Here is a 26,367-nt window from a genome sequence, read left to right as displayed (position 1 = left end):
CCTGCCCCACCAGTGAATTGCCTGCCTTGCAGCAATACAGGCGCCGTGCGGGTTGGCAAGCCGCCCTATTCCAGCTTGCGGCGGATACGGCGCACGGCCAACCAGACAAGCGCCACAACAGGCAGCGTCACGCCTGCGGTCAACATCCCCTTGCTGATCCCCGCCTTGGTCAACGGATACAGCAGGTAACTGACCAGTGACACGGCATAATAGCTGATGGCCACCACTGAAAGACCCTCGACCGTGTGCTGCAGGCGCAGCGCCAGATCCGCCCGGCGGTCCATGCTCTCCAACAAAGCCTGGTTCTGCGCGCTGCGCTCGACATCGACGCGCGTTCGCAGCAGGTCACCGGCGCGAATGGCCCGGTCCGAAAGCGCCTGCAGTCGCCGTTCGGTCGCCTTTACCGTGCGCATGGCCGGGTCATAGCGGCGCATCATGAAATCGGCGAATGTCTGACGCCCGTGAAAGCGATCCTCGCGCAGCGCCTCGATTCTCTGGTGCACGATGGCCTCATAGGCCCCCGTCGCGGCAAAGCGAAAAGCCGAACGCGCCGACAGCGTCTCGAGCTCGGTCGACGTGGCCAGCAATTGCGGCAACAGATCGTCAGGATGGGTCGTGTCCTTGGTCATCTCGCCCATCAGCTGGGTCAGTTGCCGGTCCAACTCGCCGATCTGGGGCATCAGGGCCTTGACCCGGGCAAAGCCCAACATGGACATCGCCTTGTAGGTCTCGATCTCGCACAGGCGTTGGATGATCCGGCCGGTGCGCCTGCGCCCGGTGCCCTCGGACACGAACAGGGCAAACCGCATGTGGCCCGCCGGGTCGATGCGAAAATCGCTGGCGCAGATCGCCGAGTCGTCCAGCACCTGTGACACAGCCAAGCTTTCGGGTTCGAACCAGTCCGCCAGCGCGGCTTGCGTGGCCCCGTCATCCGGGCGCGGCACCACCCGCAGCATGATCGAGGTCACACGCTGCCCCGGACTGGCCATCAGCCAGTCGGGGGGGAATACCTCGAAATCGGCGGGGTTGAAGGCGCGCTCGCTGACATTCTGAGTGATGGCCGTGTAGGTCACGAATTCCGTGTGGTGCTCCCACTTCAACCAATGCCGCCCGATCTGGCCGGCATAGTGGGTGGCATCGGGCTGCGGATGCTGTGCCCCGTGGCGGTCCAACAGGTCGATCAGGTGGGCCATATCTTCGGCTCGGTCGCGCGCCACCGCGGCGACCGGTTTTTTGATCGCAAGGAAGACAACCGTGCACGGGGCCTGCGCAACGGGGAACGGCCGCGCGTGCAATTCATTGGCTAACGTATAGCGCAGCGGATGATCCTCGATTGGCGTCATGAACGGCTCCTTGTGTTCCGGGCACTATACGACACCGGCTGATTTCATCAATTCTCATTTTATTTCATATACTTACATGGATACCGCGGTATACAAGCCGGCTATCTCATTGATTTGGCTGCCAGAGCTCGATCGGATTGCCCTCGGGGTCGTTCAAGCGGGCGAATGTTCCGATCTCGCTGTTCCATTCGTCTCGGGTCTCCACCGCGATTCCAGCCGCGCGCAGTTGGTCGACCATGGCCGCCAGATCGTCGACGCGGAAATTGATCATCCATTGTTGCGCCGCATCACCGAAATAGTCCGTATCTTCGGCGAAAGGGGCAAAAACGGTGTAGCCTTCGCGCTGCTTCCACGGGACAGGGTCATAGTGGTTGACGCCCAGATGGGCCTCGTACCATTGCGACAGAGCCTTCGGATCACGGGCGCGAAAGAACACACCGCCAATGCCGTTTACCTTCTGCATGGAACACCTCGTGCCGTTGGGGGTTGCTGTGGCATCATACCCTGAAACGGAAAAAGGCGCCCGCGAGGGGCGCCTTTTCCAAGGATATGGGCCGCGGATCAGTCGATCATTGGCAGCAGCTTGTCCAGCGACTGCTTGGCGTCGCCATAGAACATGCGGGTGTTTTCCTTGTAGAACAGCGGGTTTTCGATACCCGAATACCCGGTGCCTTGCCCGCGTTTCGAGACGATCACCTGCTTGGCCTTCCACACTTCGAGCACCGGCATCCCCGCGATGGGCGAGTTCGGGTCTTCCTGCGCGGCCGGGTTCACGATGTCGTTCGAGCCGATGACAATGACAGCGTCCGTGTCCGGGAAATCATCGTTGATCTCATCCATCTCCAGCACGATGTCATAGGGTACCTTGGCCTCGGCCAGCAGCACGTTCATGTGGCCCGGCAGGCGGCCCGCAACGGGGTGGATGGCAAAGCGCACGTTCTTGCCTTTGGCGCGCAGCTTGCGCACCAGTTCACTAACCGACTGCTGCGCCTGTGCCACCGCCATGCCATACCCCGGCACGATGATGATGCTGTCGGCATCGTTCAGCGCTGCGGCGACACCTTCGGCGTCGATGGCCACCTGTTCGCCTTCCACGGCCATCTGTTCGCCCTGCGGGCCGCCGAAGCCGCCCAGGATCACGCTGACAAAATGGCGGTTCATCGCCTTGCACATGATGTAGGAAAGGATCGCACCCGACGAGCCAACCAGCGCACCGACCACGATCAGCAGGTCGTTCCCCAGCGAGAAACCGATAGCCGCCGCAGCCCAGCCCGAATAGCTGTTCAGCATCGACACTACCACCGGCATGTCGGCACCGCCGATGCCCATGATCAGGTGATAACCGATGAACAGCGCCGCCAGCGTCATCAGGAACAGCGGGAAGAAGCCACCCGAAGCGGTGTACCAGATCAGACAGATCAGCGAGAGGCCGGCCGCCGCCGCGTTCAGCGCATGCCCGCCCGGCAGCTTGGTTGCCGCCGAGGTGACCTTGCCGGCCAGCTTTCCATAGGCCACGACCGAACCGGTAAAGGTGATCGCACCGATGAAGATGCCCAGGAACAGCTCGACATGCAGAATGGCCAGCTCGGCCGGGGTTTTCTTGGCGATCAGTTTCGCGAAGGCCCCCAGATCCGACAGGTCGGCATCCTTGGCCGCGTCAACGATCGCAAAGACTTCGGCGACGTTCTTGATCTCGAAATGGGCATTGTAGCCGACGAATACGGCCGCCAGACCCACCAGCGAGTGCATGGCGGCCACAAGCTGCGGCATCTCAGTCATCTGGACGCGCTGCGCCACGTATTGACCGATCAGGCCGCCGCCGATGATCAGCAGCAGCGACAGTGGCCACAGGCCCGATCCGGGGCCGACCAGCGTGGCGAACACCGCCAGCGCCATGCCGACGATGCCGTACCAGACCGCGCGTTTGGCGCTTTCCTGGTTCGACAGACCGCCGAGCGAAAGGATGAACAGAACAGCCGCAACGACATAGGCGGCGGTGGTGAAGCCAAATTCCATGTGCCCGGCCTCCTTAAGATTTCTGGAACATGGCGAGCATGCGCCTGGTTACGAGGAAACCGCCGAAGATGTTGATCCCGGCCATGAAGATTGACAGCGCCGCCAGCAGAATGACGAGGAAAGACCCCGACCCGATCTGCATCAACGCTCCCACGATGATGATCGAGGAAATCGCGTTGGTGATCGCCATCAACGGCGTGTGCAGGCTGTGGCTGACGTTCCAGATTACCTGGAAGCCTACGAAGACCGACAACACGAAAACGATGAAGTGCTGCATGAAGCTGGCCGGAGCCACCAGCCCCACCAACAGCATCAGCGCACCGCCCACGCCCAGCAGCGTCACCTGCTGTTTCGTCTGCGCCTTGAAGGCCGCGATCTCTTGCGCGCGCTTTTCTTCAGGCGTCAGTTCCTTGACCTCGGCCTTGGGTTTGGTCGCGATGGCCTGCACCTTGGGCGGTGGTGGCGGGAAGGTGATCTGCCCTTCGTGGGTCACGGTCGCTCCGCGGATCACGTCGTCTTCCATGTCGTGAACGATCTGCCCGTCCTTGTTGGGCGTCAGATCGGTCATCATGTGCCGGATGTTGGTGGCGTACAGCATCGAGGCCTGCGTCGCCATGCGGCTGGGGAAGTCGGTATAGCCGATGATGGTGACGCCATTGTCGGTAACGATCTTTTCGTCCGGAACGGTCAGCTTGCAGTTGCCGCCCTTCTCGGCCGCGAGGTCCACGATGACCGAGCCGCGTTTCATCGACTGAACCATGTCCTCGGTCCACAGCTCGGGCGCCTCGCGGTTGGGGATCAGCGCCGTGGTGATGACGATGTCCATTTCGGGCGCCATCTCGCGGAACTTGGCCAGCTGCGCCTCGCGGAACTCGGGGCTGGAAGGCTTGGCATAGCCGCCGGTTTCCGCGCCGTCCTGATCGTCCTGGAAATCCAGATAGACGAACTCGGCGCCCATGGATTCGACCTGTTCGGCCACTTCGGGGCGCACGTCGAACGCATAGACCACAGCACCCAGGCTGACGGCCGTGCCGATCGCGGCCAGACCGGCCACGCCGGCGCCCACGACCAGAACCTTGGCCGGCGGCACCTTGCCCGCGGCGGTGACCTGACCGGTGAAGAACCGGCCGAAATTGTTGCCCGCCTCGATCACGGCGCGATAGCCGGCGATGTTGGCCATCGACGACAGCGCATCCATCTTCTGCGCGCGGCTGATGCGGGGCACCATCTCCATCGCGATGACGTTGGCGCCCTTTTCCTTGGCCAGTTCCATCCCTTCTTCGTTCCCGGCCGGGTTGAAGAACGAGATCAGCGTCTTGCCCTTGGTCAGACGCTTGAGTTCGGTTTCGGTGGGCACGCGCACCTTGGCGATGATGTCGGCCGTTTTCCACAGCGCAGCCGCGGTCTTGACGATCTCAACCCCGACGGCCTCGTAAGCCTCGTCCGAGAACCCGGCGGCCGCGCCGGCCCCTTTCTCGATCGCGCAGTCATAGCCCAGTTTCTGCAACTGAACGGCCGACTCCGGAGTCATCGCGACCCGGTTCTCGCCCTTTAGTATTTCCTTTGGCGTGCCTATTTTCACCGGCAAGTCCCCCTAATTATCACTCTGTCCGAGCGGCTGATCGGTATTTCCTGTTAAGCAATCATGTATCCCGCGCAACATTATTTCGCAAGCGCAGCATTCATTACGTTGTGTCACGGGTCGGCGCATCTCAGATCCAGCGCCGGGTTTTGCGTTCGTAGCGCGCGAAATCCGCACGGAAGATGCGGCGAAGGCGGGTTTCCTCGGGCAGGATGAACCGCCGTTCAAGCACCCAGACGAAGACCGGAACCAACACCATCGACAACACGGCATCAAAGCGCAGGATCAACCCGGCAAGGATCAGGACATCGCCCAGATAGATCGGATTGCGGCTGCGCTTGTAAATGCCCGACTGCACCAGCGCCGAGGGTGTTTCATGCGGAATGACCGTCGTACGGTGGCGGCGGAATTCGACGATTGCCAGAACCGCCAGCAGGATGCCTGCACCGATCAACAGCCCGCTCAGCAGGTCCGTGAACCAGCCTTCCAGCGAAAGGCCGAACGACAGATAGCGGCCCTGCAACCAAGCCAGTGCCGCAAAGCCCACAAGCCACAGTGGCGGTAAGTCGATACGGCGCATTCGCATCCCTTCGTTGTCGCGACAATCACGGGCAGATTGTCGCTTCCGACTTACGTCCTACCGTTTTCAGGACAGGATGGCAAAACCCCAAGGTGTCGCAACCCGAAATCGGGCTATCGACCCCTGACCACCCGATCATGGACAGTCCAGCGTCGATCCGATACCCCCAGATCGAAGAAGAAAAACCCTAGGGATCCAGCATGACCGATTTCGCCGCCACCAAAGCCATGTTCAACCTGCCGGAAGGAGTTCTGTATCTGGACGGCAATTCGCTGGGCCCTCTGCCCAAGGCGGCGGCCGCAAAGGTGCAGAAAATGCTGACCGAGGAATGGGGCCAGATGCTGATCACCGGGTGGAACAAGGCCGGATGGATGGGTATGCCGACCGACCTGGGCGATCGGATCGGCCGCTTGATCGGCGCCGCGTCCGGCACGGTCGTGGTGGGCGACACGCTGTCGATCAAGGTCTATCAGGCGGTTGCCTCGGCATTGGAGCTGAACCCGGGGCGCAAGGTGGTCCTGTCCGACAATGGCAACTTTCCCTCCGATCTTTACATGGCTGACGGGCTGCTGCGCTCGCTGGGCGAGGAGTACGAGCTGCGGGTCGTGGACCCCCAGGCCGTGGCAGAGCACATTACCGATGAAGTCGCCGTGCTGATGCTGACCGAGGTCGACTATCGCACCGGCCGCATGCATGACATGAAGGCGCTGACCGAGCTGGCCCATGCACGCGGCGTCATCACGGTGTGGGATCTTGCCCACTCTGCCGGGGCCATCCCGGTGGACTTGGCCGGGTGCAACGCCGATTTTGCGGTGGGGTGCACCTACAAATACCTCAACGGTGGTCCGGGCGCCCCCGCCTTCATCTATGTCGCGCCGAAATGGGCCGACACCGCGCGCCCGGCCCTGTCGGGCTGGCTGGGACACGAGGCCCCCTTTGCCTTCGACCTGGACTATCGCCCCGGCGCAGGCATCGAGCGCATGCGCGTCGGCACGCCGCCGGTGATCCAGATGACCGCGCTGGCCGCCGCGATGGATATCTGGGACATGGCCGACATGGATGATGTGCGCGCGAAGTCCATCGCTCTGACCGAACAGTTTATCCAGCAGGTCGAGGCCACCTGCCCCGATCTGGAACTGGCCAGCCCCCGCGACCCCGCAATGCGCGGCAGCCAGGTCTCGTTCCGTTTTGCCGACGGGTACGCGGCGATGCAGGCCCTGATCGCCCGCGGCGTGATCGGGGATTTCCGCGCGCCCGACATCATGCGGTTCGGCTTCACGCCGCTGTATATCGACGAAGGCGACGTGACGCGCGCCGTAGAGGTCCTGGCGGACATCATGCAAAACCGTTTGTGGGACAAACCGGAATACAAGATCCGGCAGCGGGTTACCTGACCTCAAGCCCCGCGCCGATCAGCGCGGTCAGCTGGGCGATGCGCTGCTCGAACTCCTCGGCGTTCGAGGCGGTCATCTTGATCCCCTTCAGCGCGGCGGTGATGGTCCGCGCGGTCTCGGCCGGACCGTCCGGCAGTCGCACTCGACCCGCCGCCAGTTCGCGCTTCAGCCATTCGGCGTAGAGATCCGCCAGCGCCGCCTCACCCTCGGCCACGATGTCGGCAGCGGTGGACTTGCTGGTATCCAGCATTTCAAGCCCATGCGGCGAGGCCAGGATGGCCGCCATCCCGGCGATTTGCGCGTCAATCGCCCGCGCCAGAATTTCCGACACCGTTCCCTCGCCCTGCAACGCCTGCGCCACCGCCGCGATTTTTTCGGCGTAATGCGCCTGCGTCAGGCTGCGAACGATGGCCTCTTTGTTCTTGTAGTGCAGATAGACCGCCGGACGGGACATGCCCGCGCCACGCGCTATGTCGTCCATCGAGGTCTTGCGGAACCCATAGGCGGAAAAGGCCTGAAACGCCGAAGTCAGGATCGCCTTTGCCCGTGTATCATCCAGTTTTTCCGCCATGAATTGACCTCTGACAGTTTCGCGCGAAATTGTCAATTGACGCACTGACATTTTTCATAAATTATGTCACCAACTAGCCACAGCCAAAAGAGGTGCGCCATGGCGACCACGCTGACGATCAACGGCAAGACGCATCAGGTCGATCTTCCAGACGACGTGCCCCTGTTGTGGGTGCTGCGCGATGAGGTGGGCCTGACCGGAACCAAGTTCGGCTGCGGGGTGGCCGCCTGCGGAGCCTGCACGGTGCATATCGATGGCGAAGCCGTCCGCTCGTGCCAAGTCGCCCTGTCGGATGTCTGGGGCGAGGTCACCACGATCGAAGGATTGGGAACGCCCGACAACCTAGCCACGATCCAGCAGGCCTGGGTCGACCACCAGGTCGCGCAATGCGGCTATTGCCAGTCGGGGCAGATCATGCAGGCCGCCGCGCTGCTGGCCGAAAACCCCGCCCCCACGGATGCCGAGATCGACGAGGCGATGCAGGGCAACCTGTGCCGCTGTGGCACCTACCCCCGCATCCGCGCCGCGATCCACGACGCCGCCGCCAAGCTGAAGGAGGCCTGATCCATGGCCAGCATCGGAAAAATCCTGCGCCGCACTTTCCTGATCGGGTCTGCCGCCATCGTCGGCGGCGTGGCCTTCGGCGTTTATTACGTCAATCGCCCCGCCAAGAACCCGCTGAAGCCGGGCGAGGGCGAAGCGGCCCTGAACCCCTTCATCCTGATCGATCAGAATGGCGTGACCCTGTTTGCGCCCCGCGCCGAGATGGGCCAGGGCGTGAAAACCACCTGGGCCGCCCTGATCGCCGAAGAACTGGACGTGGATCTGGATCAGGTCACCGTTCTGCACGGGCCTGCGGCGGCGGCCTATTACAACTCGGCCTTGATCGGCGAGAGCCTGCCCAACAAGGGCTATGACGTCTCGAACTTCCAGCACAACCTGGGAGAGGCCCTGGGCGTGATCGGCAAGGCGCTCAGCCTGCAGGTCACCGGCGGCTCGACCTCGATGAAGGACGGGTTCGAGCGGATGCGCGCGGCCGGCGCCTCGGCCCGCGAAACGTTGAAACAGGCGGCTGCCGACCGGCTGGGCATTGACCGCGACCAGTTGAAAACCGGCTCGGGCCACGTCATCGCGCCTGATGGCAGCAAAATCGCCTATACCGAGCTGGCTGCCGACGTGGCGCAGATGGATCCGATTGAGGCGCCCCTGCGCGACCCGTCTGAATGGCGTTATCTGGGCCGGACCCTGCCGCGTCTTGACATGGTGGAAAAGGCCACCGGCACGGCCCAGTTCGGCGTTGACGTGCGCCTTCCGGGCATGAAATTCGCCAGCGTGCGGATGAACCCCAGGCTCGGCGGTCAGATGTACGGCTTTGACGACAGCGCCGCCCGCGCGATGCCGGGCGTCGAAAAGATCGTCGATCTTGGCAATGGCGTTGCGGTGATTGCCACCAACACCTGGCTGGCAAACCAGGCGGTCGAGGCCATCGACGTCGATTGGGGCGAGGCCCCCTATCCCCCTGAAACCGAAGCCATCTTTACCGAGATCGCCAAGGCCTTCGACGCCGATCCCAACTCGACCATGCGCGATGACGGCGATGTCAGCACCGTTCCCGAAGGCGCAACAGTGATCGAAGCTGAATACACTGTCCCCTACCTGGCCCACGCCACGATGGAACCGATGAACGCCACCGCGCTGTTTACCGGCGACGCCTTGGAACTGTGGTGCGGGAACCAAGCCCCCACGCTGATCCAGTTCCGCGTTGCCAACACCGCGGGTCTGGATACCGAAGCAGTCCAAATCCACACCACCTATCTGGGTGGCGGGTTCGGTCGCCGCGGAGAGTTGGATTTCGGCGAAATCGCAACCAAGGTTGCCATGGCGGTGCCCGGCACTCCGGTCCAGACGACTTGGAGTCGCGAAGAGGATATGCGTCACGACTACTACCGCCCCGGTGCGATGGCGCGGATGCGCGGCGCGGTTCAGGATGGCAAGGCAGTGCTCATCGACGGTGCGGTCGCAGCGCAGTCCTGCACGCAGCAAGCCGTCGAGCGCTACACCGGAATGCCCGGCGCCGGCCCGGACAAGGTGCTGGTCGAAGGGTTCTTCAATCAGCCCTACGCGGTGCCGAACTATCGCATGAGCGGCCACATCGCCGAACTGAAGATCCCTGTAGGTTTCTGGCGCTCGGTCGGCAACAGCCACAACGGCTTCTTCCACGAGACCTTCATCGACGAGATGGCCCATGCCGCCGGACGCGACCCGCTGGAGTTCCGGCTGGAATTGATGCGCGACGAACATGCGCCCTCGGCCGGGTGCCTTGAGGCGGTGCGCGACATGTCCGGCTGGACGGGCAAGACCCCAGATGGCGTGGGGCGCGGCGTGGCCTTCACCTACAGCTTCGGTACCCCGGTCGCGCAGGTGATCGAGGTGGTGGACGAAGACGGCACCATCCGTATCAGCAAGGCCTGGATCGCCTGCGACATGGGGCTGGCGCTGGACCCGGATAACGTAAAGGCGCAGATGTTCGGCGGCATGATGTATGGCCTGTCGGCGGCATGCTATGGCGAAATCACCTTTGCCGACGGCGAGGTCGAGCAGATGAACTTCCACGACTATGACGCGCTGCGCATGCACACCGCGCCGCAGGTCGAGGTTCAGGTTCTGGAAACCAATCGCTTCATGGGTGGAGCGGGCGAACCCGGCACGCCGCCCTCGATGCCGGCGCTGGGCAACGCGCTGTTTGACCTGACCGGCCAGCGCGCCCGATCCCTGCCGCTCAACAAACAGTTCAACCTTCTGGTATGAAATGAAAAAGACCGGCATGATCGCCCTAGCCGGTCTTTTTCAAGCGTGACCGCACAGGGGCTAAAAGTTCACAGAAAGATAGATGGACGCTTCGGTTGAATCGAGATCGGCCTCGAACAGGCTCAGGTATCCGACCGAGGCTTCGAGAAACACGGCATCGCTGGCTTGCGCCCGCACACCCAGACGTGTGGCCCAGGTCAGATCGTCTAATTCAGCCCCCGCCGTTTCAAAACCAAAATTTACCCGGTCTATCCAGTAAGATGCGCTGACTGAAACGTAAGGCGACATGATGGATCTCGAGGTCATGAAGGGCCGACTAATCTCCAACTCGGGTGTCAGGGCACCATACCGCGCGCCGCCGACTTCGCTCATGATGTTCGTGGGACTTCCCGCCAAGCTACCGCTCAGTTCAAATTCCGCGGCCCATAGTCATAGTAGTCAAAGGCAAGGGAGGGGCGCAAAACAAAAGCCCCAGCTTCATACTGGCCGATCGCCTCGAGGTTTGCCCGCCAACGCGAACGATCAAAGCTGCCATCCAGCTGCAACACTGAAACGTCCGTTGTAAACCGGCCATATGTTGCAACGCCGGTCAAAACCCAGGTTTCGCTGGCGCGCCATGAAAAATAGGGGCCCACAGACACCCCACTCACATCCTTCGCAAGCTGACCACTGAAGCCTTGCGTGTTCGTGTTTTCGTATTCGACCTGAAAGCCAAGCACCAAGTCCTCGCGAACAAGCCGATCGATACCCGCTGCGAAATAACTGTCTGAAATATCCGTGTCCCGAAAGCCCCGAGTGTCTTGGGTTTCGGTATAGGTGAAATCAGACTACACGTTCCAGGGGGTGGGCGGCGCCCATTCCCGTCCCGGCGTCAGTGGTGGACCGACGACCGGGTCGCACAGCGCCGGGTCCAGCTTACCCGACGCCTCCTGAACGCATGCAGACCTTGGGTAGTAGTCACGTCGGCCATTGCCACTGCTCGTGCGCGGCACCGCTGTCGTGGCGACACCACCACCGCCCGAGCCGCCGTTGCCGCCACCGTTACCCCCACCCCCGCCCGGCAAGGTCCAATCACGTTTCTGGTTTTGCGTATCAATCAGGCAGTCATTGCCATTTGGCGCACCACCTTGCTTAAAAGCCGGTGAACGCCACCGCTACCATTGGAGACAAAGGGCGAAAGCGAAAGATGAACACCCTTCCGCGAACTGCTCCACGTGTCGACCGTCGAATTGCCTTGGGCGGCTTCCAGTCGGAAATTTCCCTGCCCCGTTGCAGACAACCAAACCGAAGAGGCAGAGTCCCGGGTTCGTCCAATATAAACCAAATCGCCCAAAGAACCGCATTGTTGCGCAAACGCTTCCGACGACAAGACTGCCGCCGTGAACATCGGCACCACCCAGCGTCCTACCGGGAAGGCAAATTGTCCAAGGTTTGACATCGGTAAATTCCCTCAAAACCGCCGCCTGCGCCGAAACAGGGCTGACGTCAGCAACAGCCTGCTGTTGCATCAAGGAATTCGCAACGCCCATGGGGTCGCTTACCAAAATACTCCTGACACCATGCCCAAATAACAACAGCTGGCGGACAACCGTCGCCTAGCACGAGCCCGGAAGGCAATCAGGCCGTCATTTGATAGGGTGCAGCCTTGTTTCCCCGAGCCCAGGCCCGAACGGCGTCGCCGAAGGCCTGAAACAGGGGCCGCGACACCGGGTCATTGGCGGCATCCCATTCCGGGTGCCATTGCACCGACAGGGTAAACCCGGGCGCATCTTGGATATAGATCGCCTCGGGCGTACCATCCGGCGCGTGGCCGTCGATCACCACGCCCTTGCCCACCGTCTTGATGCCCTGCCCATGCAGCGTATTGGTCATCACCTCACTGGCGCCGAACAGTCGGTGAAAAACCCCGCCCTCCGTCAGCTTGACCACATGGCGCAGGGCGAATTTCTCTTCCAGCGTGCCATCGGGCGGCATGCGGTGGTTCATCCGGCCGGGCAGATCGCGGATTTCCGGGTACAAAGTGCCGCCCATGGCCACGTTGACCTCTTGGAACCCTCGGCAGATGCCCAGAAAGGGTTGGCCGCGTTCCACGCAAGCCCGCACCAGCGGCAGGGTGATTGCATCACGCGCCCGGTCGAATTCACCATGCGCGTCAGTTGCCGGCTCGCCGTATTCCTCGGGGTGAACGTTAGGGCGGCCACCGGTCAGCAGGAAACCGTCGCAAACCTCAAGCAGCTCGGCCACGTCGACATAGCGCGGGTCCGCCGGGATCAGCAGCGGCAGACAGTTCGAAACATTCGCGACCGCGTCCGAATTCATCGTTCCACCGGCATGGGTGGGATACTGGTCGTTCATCAGATAAGAATTGCCGATGATGCCAACGACGGGTCGGGACATTCCGCTACCTTGCTGTTTTACATGCACTGGTCGGAAATTATCCGCCCCTTCAGTAACGTGCAAGAAAACACGCCCTGCACCATGGCGCAAGGACGTGTTCAGATACGCACATATCGTTTCCGATTTCCGCAGAGCGCTGGACGGATTTCCCGAACGATCTGCCGCGTGCGTGACGGCAGCACCAACCGATCAGGTCTCGCCGGTCAGCCCAGCGGCATCGATCCCGGCCATGGCTGCAACCACGTCGTTGTCCGAGGTGTCGCCGGTGACGCCGACGGCCCCGATCACAGCGCCCTTGCGGTCGCGCAACAGCACACCGCCCGGCACCGGCACGACCTGACCGCCATAGACCCCATTCACCGCGGCCATGAAATAGGCCTGCGCCTCGGCCCGCTGCATCTGGGCGGTGCCTGCCATGCCCAGCATGACCGATCCATAGGCCTTGCCATGGGCAATCGCGAACCGGCCGGGGGCCGCGCCGTCCTCGCGCTCGAAGGCGATGACATGGCCGCCAGCGTCCAGCACCACCACCGACAGGGGTTTCAGGTCCATCTCGCGCCCTTTCTCAAGGGTTTTGCGAATGATGGTGCGGGCCTTTCTGAGTGAAACCGACATGATCTTGTCCTCTGTCTGCGGTGGTCTGTCCCGGTTCTAGCCCTGACGGGCCTTCAGTTCCAGCCGTCGCGCATGCAGGACCGGCTCGGTATAGCCCGAGGGCTGCACCCGCCCCTTGAACACCAGGTCGCAGGCGGCCTGGAAGGCGATGCCGTCGTAACCCGGTGCCATGGGCAGATAGGCCGGGTCGTCCGCGTTCTGACGGTCAACCACTGCGGCCATCTTCTTCATCGCGGCCATCACATGATCGGCGCTGATCACGTCATGATGCAGCCAGTTGGCCAGCGCCTGGCTCGAGATCCGGCAGGTGGCGCGATCCTCCATCAGACCCACGTCGTTGATATCGGGCACCTTCGAGCAGCCGACGCCCTGATCGACCCAGCGTACGACGTATCCCAGGATGCCCTGTGCGTTGTTCTCGATCTCGCGGGTGATCTCGTCGTCGCTGAGGTTGCGGCCGCCAAGCAGCGGGATGGTCAGCAGATCGTCCAGCGTGCCGCGCGGGCCTCCGGCGGCGATCTCGTCCTGACGGGCCAAGACGTCCACCTTGTGGTAATGGGTCGCGTGCAGGGTCGCTGCGGTGGGCGACGGAACCCAGGCGCAGGTCGCACCGGCCATGGGGTGGCCGATCTTGGCCTCAAGCATCTCGCCCATCCGGTCGGGCATGGCCCACATGCCCTTGCCGATCTGCGCCCGCCCCTTCAGGCCACAGGCCAGCCCGATATCGACATTGCGATCCTCGTAGGACTGGATCCATGGCGTATTCTTCATGTCGCCCTTGGGCAGCATCGGCCCGGCCTCCATCGAGGTATGGATTTCATCCCCCGTCCGGTCGAGGAATCCGGTATTGATGAAGGCCACCCGCGATTTCGCGGCGCGGATGCATTCCTTGAGGTTTACCGAAGTCCGGCGTTCCTCATCCATGATGCCCAGTTTCACGGTGTTGCGCGGCAGGCCCAGAATGTCCTCTACCATGTCGAAGATCCGGACCGAAAACGCCACCTCTTCGGGTCCGTGCATCTTGGGCTTGACCACATAGACCGAACCGTGGACCGAGTTGCCGCCATCACGCTGCAGGTCGTGCATCGCGATCAGCGTGGTGCACAGAGCGTCCATCAGTCCCTCGCCGATTTCGTTGCCCTCGGCGTCCAGCACGGCGGGGTTGGTCATCAGGTGGCCCACATTGCGCACCAGCATCAGCGATCGGCCCTTCAGGCTACCGGCCGATCCGTCGGGCCGGGTAAAGGCGATGTCCTCGGACAGTTTGCGGGTAAATGTCCGGCCGCCCTTCGTGACCTCTTCGGTCAGATCGCCTTTCATCAGGCCCAGCCAGTTGCCATAGGCCACGACCTTGTCCTCGGCATCGACGCAAGCCACCGAATCTTCGCAGTCCATGATGGTGGACAGGGCCGACTCCAGGCGCACATCGGAAATGCCCGCCGGGTCCGAGGCCCCAATGGTGCTGGACGGGTCGATCATGATCTGGATGTGCAGGCCGTTATTCCTCAGCAGTAAGAAGTCCGGGGCCTCGGCTCGGCCGCCGAAGCCCACGAATTTCCCGGGCTCGGCCAGCGCCGGAACCAATGCGCCGCCTTCGACCTTCAGACCGGATACATCGGCCCAGCTGCCTTGGGCAAGCGGTGCTGCCTCGTCCAGAAACGCCTTGGCCCAGGCGATGACCCGCGCACCGCGGGCCGCGTCATAGCCGCTCCCTTGCGGCAGGTCGCCCATTGCGTCGGTGCCATAGAGCGCGTCATACAGGCTGCCCCAGCGGGCGTTGGCCGCGTTCAGGGCAAAACGCGCATTGGTGATCGGCACCACCAGCTGCGGGCCGGGCGTCGCGGCGATCTCGGGGTCGACATTCGCCGTGTCGATCTGGAAATCGGGGCCTTCATCCAGCAGATAGCCGATTTCGCGCAGAAAGGCTTGGTACTCGGCCATGTCGATGGGTTGCCCCTTGCGGGCCAGGTGCCATGCGTCGATCCGGCTTTGGATCTCGGCGCGCTTGTCCAGCAATTCGCGGTTCTGCGGCCCCAACTCGGCCACCATCCGCGCGAGGCCCGCCCAGAACGCATCGGGGGCCACCCCGGTTCCCGGCAGCGCCTGCTGCTCAATGAATTCGGCCAGAACCGTGTCTACGTTCAGCCCGTGCCGGTCTTGTCTGCCGCTCATGAATCGAATCTCCCGCCCTGTCGTAACATTGGTCTAGTTCACCAAATAAGCCGAGCGTTTCCGATAGGCAACTTCTGCGTTCAATTTTTGGTAAAATTTTTTTACCAAAAATCGACATCCCCGGGCCACCCGTGGCTTCGATCGCCTTGCAGCCAATTCATGATCCACCTAACTTCGCGCCCAACATCCATACACCAGAGGCCCCCGATGCGTGACGCCGCCCCCACAACGATTTACCTCAAGGACTACTCGCCGTTCGGTTACATCGTCGACAGCGTTCACCTGATCTTCGATCTGGCGCCGAATGCAACGCGCGTGACATCGCGCATCGCGTTCCGCCCCAATCCGCAGGCCACCGACCGCACGTTCTTTTTGCATGGTGAAGAGCTGAAGCTGATCCGCGCCAGTATCGACGGCACCCCGATCACCCCCGATGTCACCGAAAAGGGCCTGACCGCAAGCGTCCCCGACGCGCCGTTCATCTGGGAGGCCGAGGTCGAGATCGACCCCGGCAACAACACCGCGCTCGAAGGGCTGTACATGTCCAACGGCATGTATTGCACCCAGTGCGAGGCCGAGGGATTCCGCAAGATCACCTTCTACCCCGACCGGCCCGACGTGATGTCCACCTTCACCGTTCGCATCAACGGTGACCTGCCGGTGCTGCTGTCCAACGGCAACCCGACGGGCAAGGGCGAAGGCTGGGCCGAATGGACCGACCCCTGGCCCAAGCCCGCCTATCTGTTCGCTCTGGTCGCCGGAGACCTGGTTGCCCATTCCGACAGCTTCACCACCAATTCGGGCCGGCATGTGGATCTGAACCTCTGGGTCCGCCCCGGGGATGAGGGCAAATGCGCCTTTGGCATGGACGCGCTGAAGCGGTCAATGAAATGGGACGAGGACGTCTATGGCCGCGAATACGATCTGGACGTGTTCAACATCGTCGCCGTGGATGACTTCAACATGGGCGCGATGGAGAACAAGGGGCTGAACATCTTCAACTCGTCTGCGGTGCTGGCCAGCCCTGAAACCTCGACCGATGCCAATTTCGAACGGATCGAGGCGATCATCGCGCATGAGTATTTCCACAACTGGACCGGCAACCGCATCACCTGCCGCGACTGGTTCCAGCTGTGCCTGAAAGAGGGGCTGACCGTGTTCCGCGACGCGCAGTTCACCTCTGACATGCGCTCGGCCCCGGTCAAGCGCATCCATGACGTGATCGACCTGCGCGCGCGCCAGTTCCCCGAGGACAACGGGCCGCTATCGCACCCCGTGCGCCCCGAGAGCTTTCAGGAGATCAACAACTTCTACACCGCGACCGTCTATGAAAAAGGCGCCGAGGTGATCGGCATGCTGAAAACGCTGGTGGGGGACGAGGCCTATTCCAAGGCGCTGGACCTGTATTTTGAACGCCACGACGGGCAGGCCTGTACGATCGAGGACTGGCTGAAAGTGTTCGAGGACACGACCGGCCGCGACCTGACCCAGTTCAAGCGGTGGTACAGCCAGTCCGGCACGCCCCGGGTGAGAGTCGAGGAGGTTTGGGCCGACGGCACCTATACCCTGACCCTGTCCCAGAGCACCCCACCCACGCCCGGCCAACCCGAGAAGCTGCCGCAGGTGATCCCCGTGGCCGTGGGCCTGCTGGGTCCCAATGGCAGCGAGGTGCGCGGCACCGAGGTGTTGGAACTGACCGAAGTGCGCCAGAGCTTCACCTTCGATGGGCTGGCCACGCGGCCCGTCGCCTCGATCCTGCGGGGGTTCTCGGCGCCGGTGATCCTGGAGCATGACCGACCCAACGCCGAACGCGCGTTTTTGCTGGCCCATGACACCGATCCGTTCAACCGGTGGGAGGCCGGACGGACGCTGGCGCAGGACACCTTGCTGCGCATGATCACACAGGACGCGGCCCCCGATGCCGAATATCTGGATGGCTTGCTGGCCGTTCTGCGCGACGCCGATCTGGACCCGGCCTATCGTGCACTGATGCTGGGTCTGCCGACGCAATCCGAACTGGCCGCCGCGCTGCACGAACAGGGCAAAACGCCCGACCCGATGGCGATCTGGCGCGCGGTCGAGACCCTACGACAAGCCACCGCCCAACATATGCAGGACCTGTTGCCCCGCCTGCACTCCGAGGCGCTGGTGGACGGCCCCTATTCGCCCGATGCCGAACAGGCTGGAAAGCGCGCATTGGGCAGCGCCGCGCTGGCGCTGACCACCCGGCTGGACGGCGGCGCCATGGCGGCCGAGGTCTATGCCAAGGCCGACAACATGACCCTGCAGCTCAGCGCCCTGTCTTGCCTGCTGCGGGCCGGCAAAGGTCAGGCGGAACTGGCGGCATTCTACGACCAGTGGCACCACGACCGGCTGGTTCTGGACAAATGGTTCGGGCTTCAAGCCTCGCTGGCCGCACCGGACGATGCGCCGCGGATCGCCCGCGCCCTGTCCGAGCATCCCGATTTCAACTGGAAGAACCCCAATCGGTTCCGTGCGCTGATGGGTGGACTGGCAATGAACCACGCCGGGTTCCACCATGCCAGCGGCGCGTCCTACGCCTTGCTGGCCGACTGGCTGATCCGGCTGGACCCGGTCAACCCGCAGACCACTGCGCGCATGTGCACCGCCTTCCAGACCTGGAAACGCTATGACGCCGACCGTCAGGACCTGATCCGCGCCCACCTGACTCGCATCGCCGAAACCCCGAACCTGTCGCGCGACACGACCGAGATGATCTCGCGCATCCTCGAGGCATGACGGCGCCCGAAGGCTCTGGGTTCCGCTTTACCCGCCACAACCGGTCGCCCCGCAGCATCGCCATTCTGGCCGCTGTCTATGCGGGGCTGCTGGCACTTGTGCTGATTTTCGACGCGGCTTGGTGGCTGATTGGGTTGCTGGCGCTGGGCACCCTGCCCGCGCTGTGGGACGTGCTGCGCGACACCGATGCCGGGCTGAACCTGGGGCCTGCAAAACTGCGCTGGCATTCGGGCGCACGGCAGGGCGAGATCGACCTGACCGAGATCGACTTCTTCCGCTTCGACACACGCTGGGACTTTTCGGTGCGCGTTTCGATGGTGCTGACCAACGGCAAGCGGTTGCGCCTGCCGGACGAGGCCCTTCCGCCGCACAAACAGCTTGAACAGGCGCTGCAACAGGCCGGTTTCCGGGTCGACCGGCATCATTTCACGGTTTTCTGAAACGATACCGCTGTTTCCAGGCCCATTGAACCTGATCCATCGCCGTTTTTGCGCACCTGCGCCCGACATCTTGAATTTTGCACATTTCCCCAGCAGACTGGGACTTGGTTTTTTACGAGTTTCAAATAGTCCGAGTGTTCCTCATGTTCCGGTCTTTCAGGGCGGGGCTTGCGCCCCTCAAAGGATTTCTCCAATCTACGCCGCATCAGCGCGTCGCGCAGGTCGATCCCGCTGCGGACTGCCTGCACCATGTCGGCCGGCTGAACATTCCCGTCGCGCAGACTGACGTGCCAACCGGACAGGATCGGATCGATCGGGGCCGCCATCTGGCCCGCCAGGATCGCTGGGCCGAGCTGTCCGCCGAAATCCGAACGGCCGACCAAACCCGCGCCACGGCACCCGACGGGGCTCCCGTGGCAGACCTGTTGGCCTTCGGCGCACGTTCGGATGTGGTTCTGGCGGTTGAACATGCGTTATCCGACGGCAAGGCATTTGCCGAGTATGATGTGCTGGCCGGAATTTCGGAACTGGAAGGCGTGATGCAGGACCACCCCGGCGACCCGATCATCGCGCTGATCGTAGCCCTGGCCCATATCGATCTTGCATGGGCATGGCGGGGGACCGCACAGGTTTCAACGCTTCCACCGTTGAACCGGGCCCGCTGCGCGGCACATTTCGATCGCGCCGGTGCCATCCTGTCGCGATGGCGGCCAGCAACAGCCGACAGCCCGATCATGGCTGCGGCCGACTGTGCCCTGCTGGGCGGGCAACCGGCCGGCACCCGACGCGTCGCGGACCGGTATGAACGGTTGATCGCGCTGGATCCGTACAACCCCCGGCACATGCGCGCGATGGGCTGCCATCTGCTGCCCCGCTGGTTTGGCAGCTACGAGGAACTGGAGTTGCGGGCCCTGCGCGCCGCAGCCAACACACAATCAATCTGGGGCGCGGGCGGATACGCCTGGGTCCAGTTCGACGCCATCGCGATGGACGAGATCGCCTGTGCCCGCCTGGACACCGACTATTTCCTGCAGGGCCTGTCCGACATCGTCGCCCGCAGGCCCGACCAGCAGACGGTCAACCTGCTGGCGTCCTATTGCGCCCTGATCATGCAAAGTGGCAAATGTCTGAACGAACAGGCCGCTCTGGTGCGCAGCCGCATCGCCGACGCCGCCCAATGGTTGATCCGCGACCACCTGACCGAGTTGCACCCGCTGATCTGGGCGCACGCGGCGAACGGGTTCAACAACTCGGTCCGAGTGCAATCGCCCGAACGGTACGCCGCGCGAGGACACCGCGCCGCCCTGCACGCCATCAGCGACCTGTTCAGCGACGAGCTGCGCGACGGGACTGTCGTGACCTTCACACCCTCGGGCCTGCAGTTGAACACCCCCTGAGATTCGCGCTCCCCGCGCCTTTGCCCCTTGCCCCTTGGACGGTCCGGGCCTAATACGCAGGCCTAGACTTCTGCGGAAATGAGGCGCGCCATGCTCGACTTGACCTATGAACTGCCCAAACCCAAGACCATCGCCGGTGCCAAGCACGACTGGGAACTGGTGATCGGGATGGAGGTGCACGCGCAGGTCTCGTCCAATGCCAAGCTGTTCTCGGGGGCATCGACCAAATTCGGGGCCGAGCCGAACTCGAACGTGTCCTTCGTGGATGCGGCCATGCCGGGCATGCTGCCGGTGATCAACGAATTTTGCGTGGCCCAGGCCGTGCGCACCGGCTTGGGCCTGAAGGCGCAGATCAACCTGAAATCGGCCTTTGACCGCAAGAACTATTTCTACCCTGACCTGCCGCAGGGCTACCAGATCAGCCAGCTGTATCACCCGATCGTGGGCGAAGGCGAAGTGCTGGTCGAGATGGGCGACGGCACCGCGCGCAAGGTGCGGATCGAGCGTATCCACATGGAGCAGGACGCGGGCAAGTCGATCCACGACATGGATCCGAACATGTCCTTCGTCGACCTCAACCGCACCGGCGTCTGCCTGATGGAGATCGTCAGCCGCCCCGACATCCGCGGGCCGGAAGAGGCCGCCGCCTATATCGCGAAGCTGCGCCAGATCATGCGCTATCTGGGCACCTGCGACGGCAACATGCAGAACGGCAACCTGCGGGCCGACGTGAACGTGTCGATCTGCCGCCCCGGCGACTATGAGAAATACATGGAAACGCAGGACTTTTCGTACCTGGGCACGCGTTGCGAGATCAAGAACATGAACTCGATGCGCTTCATCCAGCAAGCCATCGAGGTCGAGGCGCGTCGCCAGATCGCCATCGTCGAGGCCGGCGGCAAGGTCGAGCAGGAAACCCGCCTGTATGATCCCGACAAGGGCGAGACGCGCTCGATGCGGTCCAAGGAAGAGGCGCATGACTATCGCTACTTCCCCGATCCCGACCTGCTGCCGCTGGAAATCGAGCAGACCTGGGTCGATGACATCGCCGCCAAGCTGCCCGAGCTGCCGGACGAGAAAAAGGCCCGTTTCATCAACGATTTTGGCCTGACCGACTATGACGCATCAGTGCTGACCGCCGAGGTTGAATCGGCGGTGTACTTCGAAGAGGTCGCCAAGGGCCGCAACGGCAAGCTGGCCGCGAACTGGGTCATCAACGAGCTGTTTGGCCGCCTGAAGAAAGACGACCGCGACATCACCGACTCGCCGGTTTCGCCCGCACAGCTGGGTGGAATCATCGACCTGATCGCCTCGGACGCCATCTCGGGCAAGATCGCCAAGGAGCTGTTCGAGATCGTTTATACAGAAGGCGGCGACCCGGCGCAGATCGTCGAAGAGCGCGGCATGAAGCAGGTGACGGACACCGGTGCCATCGAGGCTGCGCTGGACGAGATCATCGCCGCCAACCCGGCCCAGGTCGAGAAGGCCAAGGTGAACCCGAAACTGGCCGGTTGGTTCGTCGGACAGGTGATGAAGGCCACCGGCGGCAAGGCCAACCCCAAGGCAGTCAACCAGTTGGTTGCGCAGAAGCTGGGCCAATAAGGGCTTTCGGTTTGTACAGGCCGGGCAACTGGGTTTGTCCGGTTTGTAGTCAACAGTCTTGCAAACACGGGCCCGGCTCGATTGAACGAAAGCTACCCGTTGCCGAACGGTTCTTGATCGTGGCATCGCCTTCGGCGCTGATAGGCGACGAAAACCGTCGGTCAGGGCGGTCATTGTTGGCGATCTATGATTCTCGCTGCAACAAGAATGACGCTGGCTGCTGCGGAAACATCCCTACAGAATAAAATCCGTCTGGTTCAGATCGAAGATACCAGTCAATTGAACTTGGAAATCGGCAGAGCCATCCCCATCGATATCCGCGCTCACGACTGTAACTCCGCTTGTCGTGTTTTTGACGAAACGCAATTCACCTTCGGTGCCAGAGAACGCGGCTTCTCCAATAAACGTAAAAGCCTGATCCAAAGGTTGCGACGTTGCATCGATAGCGGAAACATCAATAACATCTTCCCCTTGAACGAAATCTGTAACGACGTCCCGTTTCGTTCCTCCAACACGCGACTCGGAAACAGCTTTGAATACGAACTGGTCCGCACCGGCACCTCCGGCAAGGATGTCACGACCGGCACCGCCCTGCAGGATGTCGTCTCCCGAACCCCCAGCTAGGTTGTCGTTACCAGATCCACCAATGAGAGTATCATTGTCGCCGCCGCCTCTCAAAATATCCGCGGCGCTCCCGCCGTTCAGAATGTCGTTGCCGGCACCGCCATAAACTCGGTCGCTGCCGCCGCCACCGATCAGTACGTCGTCGCCACTGCCGCCAGAAAGGACATCGTTCCCGGACTGTCCGACGAGTTTGTCCACTCCAGCCTGACCAATTAGTCTGTCATTGCCTTGGTTGCCAAAAACGGTGTCGTTTCCTAGTCCACCTCGGACGACATCGTTACCACTTCCGGCCCACACCGTGTCGTCTCCATCCCGAGCGTTGACGATGTCATTTCCGGCAAATGACTTAATACTATCAGCAAACAACGAACCGGTTAGGCTATCGCTTTTTGCAAGAACAATTGCTGCCGCTTTTTGAAAGTTCGCTTGTATCTGGATTGCATTGTACAGCGCTGCGGCACTCGCGCCAATTCCAGTCACAGTGTATAGTTTCTGACCACCCGCAAACTCGGTGATCTTGTTCATGGTTCCGGACACGCGCCCTGCCGCATCATACCTGAAACTGCCTTCGTAGATCGTTTTCCGAAACCCATCCGAAATAACGATCCTCCCCGAGTTTGCGACCTGCACAAAACCAAACCATACAGATGTGTTCGGTATGTCAACGCCGCGATACGCAATCGCTCGAGCCATAACACCCCCCCAAACTAATTAACCCAACGTCAATTAGTAGACGCGTGTCAGGCGAGTATGTCAATCAATGCACCTTTACCGAGTATCCAAATGGAAAAATCTGCCTATATAGTGCGGTCGTCATACAAGTGGTGCTATGGCGTTTGGGGAACACGCTGCTATAACCCCTTCAACAATTTTGAGGTTGTGTATGCAGCGTTACGAATACAAGGTCGTCCCGGCCCCCAAGAAAGGCACCAAGGCCAAAGGGGTCAAAACGCCCGAGGGCCGGTTTGCCGTCACCATCGAGCAGCTATTGAATGAGATGGGCGCGGAAGGTTGGGAATATCAGAGCGCCGAACTGCTGCCCAGCGAAGAGCGGGTCGGACTGACCGGCAGCACCACGAACTGGCGCAATGTTCTGGTGTTCCGGCGGGCGGTCGAGACCGAAGTGCCGGCCGATGAAGCCGAGGCCTTTCTGACCCCGCCCGAACAGGACGATACTCCCTTGGCGCGTCCGGTTCCCGGCCCCGACGCACCGGCCCCGATCGCGCAGGATAATGACGACCCGCCGCTGACGTCGAAGCCGGACAAAGACACCCCCGAGGCCAAGCCGGACGAGGCCGAAAAAGATACCCGGGGCAACTGAACCATTACCGCCACACCGCCTGGCTGGATGCACGGATTTCGAGCATGCGCCAGTTGCTTGCCAGCGCTCTGATCGCCTTCCGCCGGCCGTGGCGCAATCAGTCGCCAATGTCCAGCGCCAGCGCGTGGATGCGCGGCACGACGTCTCCTAGCGCTTTGTGCACGGCACGATGGCGGGCCACACGGGACTGACCGGCAAAGGCCGCGGCGCGGATGCGGACGTTGAAATGGCTTTCGCCGCCTTCGCGAAACCCGGCATGGCCGCGATGGCTTTCGCTGTCGTCCACGACCTCAAGCTCATAGGGGTCGAAAGCCGCCTGCAGGCGGGTGCGAATTTCCTCGGTCATGGTCATTTTCGTGCTCGTGGACAAATAATTTGCCGCGCCCCTCTTCTACTTTCGGTCACTTAGATTAAACTGCTGCCTCCGAGTCGAAAAGACGCGTTCGTGAGGATGAGCACATGGTAAAACCTGATCCCTTCGGTTTCGACATCTCGGTGTCCAGTGCCAAGAAGAAAAACCCGCGCGGCCGCCGGGGCATGTCGGGCGCATCCGAAACATCGACCCGCGTCTGCGATCACGAAGGCTGTAACGAACCGGGGAAATACCGCGCGCCCAAGGCGCCCGACGTGCTGGATGACTATTTCTGGTTCTGCCAGCAGCACGTGCGCGAGTATAACCAGAAGTGGAATTTCTTCGACGGAACGACCGAGGCCGAGCTGAACGCGCAGCGGTCCAAGGACAAGGTGTGGGAGCGCGAGACCAAACCGATGGGCGACCCTGAGGCGCGCGCCTGGGCCCGCCTTGGCATCGAGGACCCGCATCAGGTGCTGGGCGAGAAGGCCACCAAGAACCGGGGCCGCGAAGCCACGGGCCGCCGCTTGCCGCCCACCGAACGCCGGGCGATCGAGATCCTCGAAGCCAAGGACACCTGGACCAAGGCCGAAGTGCGCAAGGCCTACAAGAAGCTGATCAAGGTGCTGCATCCCGACATGAACGGCGGCGACCGAAGTCAGGAAGAACAATTGCAGGAAGTGGTCTGGGCCTGGGACCAGATCAAGGACAGCCGCAATTTCAAGTAAAGCCTCAGCCTTTCAATGAAAAAAGGGCGCCCGATTGGGCGCCCTTCATGTTTTCTGTGAATTGGGTCAGCCGCCCTGATTGGTCTGCAACGTCTGCAGAACCTGATCGATCGAGAAGCTGGCAGGTTCCTGACGCGGCGGGTAGTCCTTGAAGGTTTCGAGGAACTGAGCCACGAAAGCCTGAGCCGGCACCAGAGCAAAGGCGCGCTCGAGCCGCCATTGCGAGTAGCCGATGGACTCGTGCTCGGCCCGTTCGAACGGGTCCGAATACAGGTTTATGAGCTTGGGCAACCGCAGGAAGGTCAGCGGTTCCTGCCAAACATCGAACCCATGTGCCCGCTGTTCGGCGAACACGACCTTCCACGGCCCGTACCGCAGGTTCACCAGGTCACCGCCATCCGAAAAATAGAGAAACTCCTTGCGCGGGCCTTCTTCGGTCTCGCCTTTGAAGTATGGCAGGAAGTTGTAGCCGTCCAGGTGCACCGGCTCGTTGCCTTCACCAAAGGGTGCTTCGGTCAGCATGACCTCTTTCATGTCGGCATCCCCCAGCGCGGCCATGAACGTCGGGAACCAGTCCAGGTGACTGATGATCTGGTTCGACTTGCGCCCCGGTTCGATCACACCCGGCCATTTCAACAGCAGCGGAACGCGATAGCCGCCTTCCCAGTTGTCGTTCTTTTCACCCCGGAACGGAGTGGTACCGCCATCGGGCCAGCTGAAGACCTCGGCGCCGTTGTCGGTGGAATACATCACCACCGTGTTGTCAGCGATGCCCAGCTCGTCGAGCCTGTCCAGCATCTGGCCGACCATCTTGTCATGCTCAACCATGCCATCAGGGTAGACCCCCAGCCCGGTCACGCCCTGGCTTTCCTCTTTGAGGTGCGTGAAAATGTGCATACGCGTCGTATTGTACCACAAAAAGAACGGCTTATCCTGTTCAACCGCCCGGTCGATGAAGTCGAGCGCACCGGCGGTCACCTCTTCGTCGATGGTTTCCATCCGCTTGCGTGTCAGCGGGCCGGTATCCTCGATATTGCCGTCGGCGCTGGACTTGATGACGCCGCGTGGGCCGAATTGCTCGCGGAAGGCGGGATCCTTGGGATAATCGACATTCTCGGGCTCTTCTTCCGCGTTCAGGTGGTAGAGATTGCCGAAGAATTCATCGAAACCGTGGTTGGTGGGCAGGTGTTCATCCAGGTCGCCCAGATGGTTTTTGCCATATTGACCCGTCATGTAGCCCTTGGACTTCATGTATTCGGCAATGGTGGGGTCCTTTTCGCTGATCCCCTCTTTGGCGCCCGGCAACCCGACCTTGAGAAGCCCGGTCCGGAAACCGGACTGGCCGGTCACGAAGCTGGCCCGCCCTGCCGTGCAGGACTGTTCCCCGTAGGCATGGGTGAACAACATGCCTTCGTTTGCAATCCGGTCGATGTTGGGCGTTTCGTAGCCCATCATGCCTTGGTTATAAGCGCTAACGTTCCAGTACCCGATGTCATCGCCCCAGATGATGAGAAAATTCATAGGCTTGTCCTGGGCCGCAGCCGGCAGCGCCAGACTGACCCCCAAAACTGCGCCGGCAAAGCGCCGCTTCCAATTCAAGGTTCTCAAGTTCTCACTCCCTTAATTCAAATGTTCAAGCAAAGTGGATTCCACGGCCGTTCGTTG

The 26,367-nt window shown here is 61.9% G+C and carries 24 protein-coding genes and 1 pseudogene; 9 read left to right on the top strand and 16 right to left on the bottom strand.

Translation table 11 applies throughout. From position 1 onward, the window contains the following. Positions 1–65: 65 nt before the first annotated feature. The 5 genes from AC2FM3_RS02845 to AC2FM3_RS02825 all read right to left on the bottom strand — a co-directional run bounded on the left by AC2FM3_RS02845 (position 66) and on the right by AC2FM3_RS02825 (position 5,521). Positions 66–1,343, bottom strand: coding sequence for a DUF3422 family protein (locus AC2FM3_RS02845; protein WP_496678895.1), 1,278 nt, complete (start codon positions 1,341–1,343; stop codon positions 66–68). 106 nt (positions 1,344–1,449) lie between these two features. Then, positions 1,450–1,806 carry a VOC family protein gene (locus AC2FM3_RS02840; protein WP_496678893.1) on the bottom strand — a complete coding sequence of 119 codons (357 nt, stop codon included), beginning with the start codon at positions 1,804–1,806 and terminating at the stop codon, positions 1,450–1,452. A 98-nt stretch (positions 1,807–1,904) separates the two neighbouring features. Continuing rightward, the gene (locus tag AC2FM3_RS02835) at positions 1,905–3,359 is read right to left on the bottom strand and encodes an NAD(P)(+) transhydrogenase (Re/Si-specific) subunit beta (RefSeq protein WP_496678892.1); all 1,455 of its coding nucleotides are present in this window, start codon (positions 3,357–3,359) and stop codon (positions 1,905–1,907) included. Positions 3,360–3,372: 13 nt separating this feature from the next. Then, the gene (locus AC2FM3_RS02830) at positions 3,373–4,941 is read right to left on the bottom strand and encodes a Re/Si-specific NAD(P)(+) transhydrogenase subunit alpha (protein WP_496678890.1); all 1,569 of its coding nucleotides are present in this window, start codon (positions 4,939–4,941) and stop codon (positions 3,373–3,375) included. 130 nt (positions 4,942–5,071) lie between these two features. Then, the gene (locus tag AC2FM3_RS02825; protein ID WP_496678888.1) at positions 5,072–5,521 is read right to left on the bottom strand and encodes a methyltransferase family protein; all 450 of its coding nucleotides are present in this window, start codon (positions 5,519–5,521) and stop codon (positions 5,072–5,074) included. A gap of 200 nt (positions 5,522–5,721) precedes the next feature. Here AC2FM3_RS02825 and kynU point away from each other — a divergent pair, with 200 nt between their 5' ends. Beyond that, on the top strand, positions 5,722–6,915 hold the full coding sequence (gene kynU, locus AC2FM3_RS02820; protein ID WP_496678887.1) for a kynureninase: 1,194 nt from the start codon (positions 5,722–5,724) through the stop codon (positions 6,913–6,915). Here kynU and AC2FM3_RS02815 read toward each other — a convergent pair. Beyond that, a complete protein-coding gene (locus AC2FM3_RS02815) occupies positions 6,908–7,486 on the bottom strand; it encodes a TetR/AcrR family transcriptional regulator (protein ID WP_496678885.1) in 579 nt (192 codons plus the stop codon). The genes kynU and AC2FM3_RS02815 overlap by 8 nt on opposite strands. Before the next feature lie 99 nt (positions 7,487–7,585). On the opposite strand from AC2FM3_RS02815, the gene AC2FM3_RS02810 reads away from it, so the two are divergent. Further along, positions 7,586–8,050, top strand: a complete 465-nt coding sequence (locus tag AC2FM3_RS02810; RefSeq protein ID WP_496678884.1) for a (2Fe-2S)-binding protein — start codon at positions 7,586–7,588, stop codon at positions 8,048–8,050. Between the two features lie 3 nt (positions 8,051–8,053). Continuing rightward, positions 8,054–10,294: a xanthine dehydrogenase family protein molybdopterin-binding subunit gene (locus AC2FM3_RS02805; protein WP_496678882.1), complete on the top strand. Its 2,241-nt coding sequence runs from the start codon at positions 8,054–8,056 to the stop codon at positions 10,292–10,294. A 60-nt stretch (positions 10,295–10,354) separates the two neighbouring features. Here AC2FM3_RS02805 and AC2FM3_RS02800 read toward each other — a convergent pair whose 3' ends face one another. The 6 genes and pseudogenes from AC2FM3_RS02800 to AC2FM3_RS02775 form a co-directional block, all read right to left on the bottom strand. Continuing rightward, the gene (locus AC2FM3_RS02800; protein ID WP_496678880.1) at positions 10,355–10,666 is read right to left on the bottom strand and encodes a hypothetical protein; all 312 of its coding nucleotides are present in this window, start codon (positions 10,664–10,666) and stop codon (positions 10,355–10,357) included. Between the two features lie 32 nt (positions 10,667–10,698). Continuing rightward, positions 10,699–11,094: pseudogene (locus AC2FM3_RS02795) on the bottom strand (autotransporter outer membrane beta-barrel domain-containing protein); the annotation flags it as partial. A 296-nt stretch (positions 11,095–11,390) separates the two neighbouring features. Continuing rightward, positions 11,391–11,732: a hypothetical protein gene (locus AC2FM3_RS02790; RefSeq protein ID WP_496678878.1), complete on the bottom strand. Its 342-nt coding sequence runs from the start codon at positions 11,730–11,732 to the stop codon at positions 11,391–11,393. A gap of 179 nt (positions 11,733–11,911) precedes the next feature. Further along, positions 11,912–12,691, bottom strand: a complete 780-nt coding sequence (locus tag AC2FM3_RS02785) for a gamma-glutamyl-gamma-aminobutyrate hydrolase family protein (RefSeq protein ID WP_490360757.1) — start codon at positions 12,689–12,691, stop codon at positions 11,912–11,914. A 189-nt stretch (positions 12,692–12,880) separates the two neighbouring features. Beyond that, positions 12,881–13,306 carry a GlcG/HbpS family heme-binding protein gene (locus AC2FM3_RS02780; protein WP_496678876.1) on the bottom strand — a complete coding sequence of 142 codons (426 nt, stop codon included), beginning with the start codon at positions 13,304–13,306 and terminating at the stop codon, positions 12,881–12,883. Positions 13,307–13,342: 36 nt separating this feature from the next. Further along, complete coding sequence (locus tag AC2FM3_RS02775) at positions 13,343–15,478, bottom strand: malate synthase G (protein ID WP_496678875.1); 2,136 nt, start codon at positions 15,476–15,478, stop codon at positions 13,343–13,345. A gap of 207 nt (positions 15,479–15,685) precedes the next feature. On the opposite strand from AC2FM3_RS02775, the gene pepN reads away from it, so the two are divergent. Beyond that, positions 15,686–18,238 carry an aminopeptidase N gene (pepN, locus tag AC2FM3_RS02770; RefSeq protein ID WP_496678873.1) on the top strand — a complete coding sequence of 851 codons (2,553 nt, stop codon included), beginning with the start codon at positions 15,686–15,688 and terminating at the stop codon, positions 18,236–18,238. Beyond that, positions 18,235–18,678 (top strand): hypothetical protein, encoded by a 444-nt coding sequence (locus AC2FM3_RS02765; RefSeq protein WP_496678872.1) that lies wholly within the window; start codon positions 18,235–18,237, stop codon positions 18,676–18,678. Before pepN ends, AC2FM3_RS02765 begins: the two co-directional genes overlap by 4 nt. Here AC2FM3_RS02765 and AC2FM3_RS02760 read toward each other — a convergent pair. Then, positions 18,660–19,061 (bottom strand): hypothetical protein, encoded by a 402-nt coding sequence (locus AC2FM3_RS02760; RefSeq protein ID WP_496678871.1) that lies wholly within the window; start codon positions 19,059–19,061, stop codon positions 18,660–18,662. The two genes, AC2FM3_RS02765 and AC2FM3_RS02760, sit on opposite strands and share 19 nt — an antisense overlap. A 30-nt stretch (positions 19,062–19,091) precedes the next feature. Here AC2FM3_RS02760 and AC2FM3_RS02755 point away from each other — a divergent pair, with 30 nt between their 5' ends. Beyond that, positions 19,092–20,075: a hypothetical protein gene (locus AC2FM3_RS02755; protein ID WP_496678869.1), complete on the top strand. Its 984-nt coding sequence runs from the start codon at positions 19,092–19,094 to the stop codon at positions 20,073–20,075. A gap of 90 nt (positions 20,076–20,165) precedes the next feature. Then, entirely contained in the window at positions 20,166–21,677 is a 1,512-nt protein-coding gene (gene gatB / locus AC2FM3_RS02750) for an Asp-tRNA(Asn)/Glu-tRNA(Gln) amidotransferase subunit GatB (protein WP_496678867.1), read from the top strand. A 234-nt stretch (positions 21,678–21,911) separates the two neighbouring features. Here the strand turns inward: gatB and AC2FM3_RS02745 are convergent, their stop codons facing one another. After that, positions 21,912–22,826, bottom strand: a complete 915-nt coding sequence (locus tag AC2FM3_RS02745) for a calcium-binding protein (RefSeq protein ID WP_496678865.1) — start codon at positions 22,824–22,826, stop codon at positions 21,912–21,914. A gap of 358 nt (positions 22,827–23,184) precedes the next feature. Here AC2FM3_RS02745 and AC2FM3_RS02740 point away from each other — a divergent pair, with 358 nt between their 5' ends. Further along, positions 23,185–23,622: a DUF4177 domain-containing protein gene (locus AC2FM3_RS02740; RefSeq protein WP_496678864.1), complete on the top strand. Its 438-nt coding sequence runs from the start codon at positions 23,185–23,187 to the stop codon at positions 23,620–23,622. A gap of 97 nt (positions 23,623–23,719) precedes the next feature. On the opposite strand, the gene AC2FM3_RS02735 is transcribed toward AC2FM3_RS02740, so the two are convergent. After that, positions 23,720–23,974 (bottom strand): BolA family protein, encoded by a 255-nt coding sequence (locus AC2FM3_RS02735; protein ID WP_490360767.1) that lies wholly within the window; start codon positions 23,972–23,974, stop codon positions 23,720–23,722. Positions 23,975–24,081: 107 nt separating this feature from the next. Between AC2FM3_RS02735 and AC2FM3_RS02730 the strand changes: the two genes are divergently transcribed. Continuing rightward, positions 24,082–24,702 (top strand): J domain-containing protein, encoded by a 621-nt coding sequence (locus tag AC2FM3_RS02730; protein WP_149774752.1) that lies wholly within the window; start codon positions 24,082–24,084, stop codon positions 24,700–24,702. A 66-nt stretch (positions 24,703–24,768) separates the two neighbouring features. Here AC2FM3_RS02730 and AC2FM3_RS02725 read toward each other — a convergent pair whose 3' ends face one another. Next, positions 24,769–26,223 (bottom strand): arylsulfatase, encoded by a 1,455-nt coding sequence (locus AC2FM3_RS02725; protein ID WP_496678862.1) that lies wholly within the window; start codon positions 26,221–26,223, stop codon positions 24,769–24,771. Positions 26,224–26,367: the final 144 nt, after the last annotated feature.

The sequence above is a fragment of the Ruegeria sp. BHSB172 genome (genome assembly GCF_059613165.1).
The sequence above is the reverse complement of the archived record's forward strand: the minus strand, read 5'-3'. Positions and strand labels throughout refer to the sequence as shown.

What these genes read in the sequence shown, in the direction of transcription:
- AC2FM3_RS02780 (WP_496678876.1), bottom strand. Translation starts at nt 13,306, where the DNA reads ATGTCGGTTTCACTCAGAAAGGCCCGCACCATCATTCGCAAAACCCTT.
- AC2FM3_RS02805 (WP_496678882.1), top strand. Translation starts at nt 8,054, where the DNA reads ATGGCCAGCATCGGAAAAATCCTGCGCCGCACTTTCCTGATCGGGTCT.
- AC2FM3_RS02825 (WP_496678888.1), bottom strand. Translation starts at nt 5,521, where the DNA reads ATGCGCCGTATCGACTTACCGCCACTGTGGCTTGTGGGCTTTGCGGCA.
- AC2FM3_RS02815 (WP_496678885.1), bottom strand. Translation starts at nt 7,486, where the DNA reads ATGGCGGAAAAACTGGATGATACACGGGCAAAGGCGATCCTGACTTCG.
- AC2FM3_RS02800 (WP_496678880.1), bottom strand. Translation starts at nt 10,666, where the DNA reads ATGAGCGAAGTCGGCGGCGCGCGGTATGGTGCCCTGACACCCGAGTTG.
- AC2FM3_RS02810 (WP_496678884.1), top strand. Translation starts at nt 7,586, where the DNA reads ATGGCGACCACGCTGACGATCAACGGCAAGACGCATCAGGTCGATCTT.
- AC2FM3_RS02765 (WP_496678872.1), top strand. Translation starts at nt 18,235, where the DNA reads ATGACGGCGCCCGAAGGCTCTGGGTTCCGCTTTACCCGCCACAACCGG.
- pepN (WP_496678873.1), top strand. Translation starts at nt 15,686, where the DNA reads ATGCGTGACGCCGCCCCCACAACGATTTACCTCAAGGACTACTCGCCG.
- AC2FM3_RS02745 (WP_496678865.1), bottom strand. Translation starts at nt 22,826, where the DNA reads ATGAACAAGATCACCGAGTTTGCGGGTGGTCAGAAACTATACACTGTG.
- AC2FM3_RS02785 (WP_490360757.1), bottom strand. Translation starts at nt 12,691, where the DNA reads ATGTCCCGACCCGTCGTTGGCATCATCGGCAATTCTTATCTGATGAAC.
- AC2FM3_RS02735 (WP_490360767.1), bottom strand. Translation starts at nt 23,974, where the DNA reads ATGACCATGACCGAGGAAATTCGCACCCGCCTGCAGGCGGCTTTCGAC.
- AC2FM3_RS02845 (WP_496678895.1), bottom strand. Translation starts at nt 1,343, where the DNA reads ATGACGCCAATCGAGGATCATCCGCTGCGCTATACGTTAGCCAATGAA.
- kynU (WP_496678887.1), top strand. Translation starts at nt 5,722, where the DNA reads ATGACCGATTTCGCCGCCACCAAAGCCATGTTCAACCTGCCGGAAGGA.
- AC2FM3_RS02730 (WP_149774752.1), top strand. Translation starts at nt 24,082, where the DNA reads ATGGTAAAACCTGATCCCTTCGGTTTCGACATCTCGGTGTCCAGTGCC.
- AC2FM3_RS02840 (WP_496678893.1), bottom strand. Translation starts at nt 1,806, where the DNA reads ATGCAGAAGGTAAACGGCATTGGCGGTGTGTTCTTTCGCGCCCGTGAT.
- AC2FM3_RS02725 (WP_496678862.1), bottom strand. Translation starts at nt 26,223, where the DNA reads ATGAATTTTCTCATCATCTGGGGCGATGACATCGGGTACTGGAACGTT.
- AC2FM3_RS02790 (WP_496678878.1), bottom strand. Translation starts at nt 11,732, where the DNA reads ATGTCAAACCTTGGACAATTTGCCTTCCCGGTAGGACGCTGGGTGGTG.
- AC2FM3_RS02775 (WP_496678875.1), bottom strand. Translation starts at nt 15,478, where the DNA reads ATGAGCGGCAGACAAGACCGGCACGGGCTGAACGTAGACACGGTTCTG.
- gatB (WP_496678867.1), top strand. Translation starts at nt 20,166, where the DNA reads ATGCTCGACTTGACCTATGAACTGCCCAAACCCAAGACCATCGCCGGT.
- AC2FM3_RS02740 (WP_496678864.1), top strand. Translation starts at nt 23,185, where the DNA reads ATGCAGCGTTACGAATACAAGGTCGTCCCGGCCCCCAAGAAAGGCACC.
- AC2FM3_RS02835 (WP_496678892.1), bottom strand. Translation starts at nt 3,359, where the DNA reads ATGGAATTTGGCTTCACCACCGCCGCCTATGTCGTTGCGGCTGTTCTG.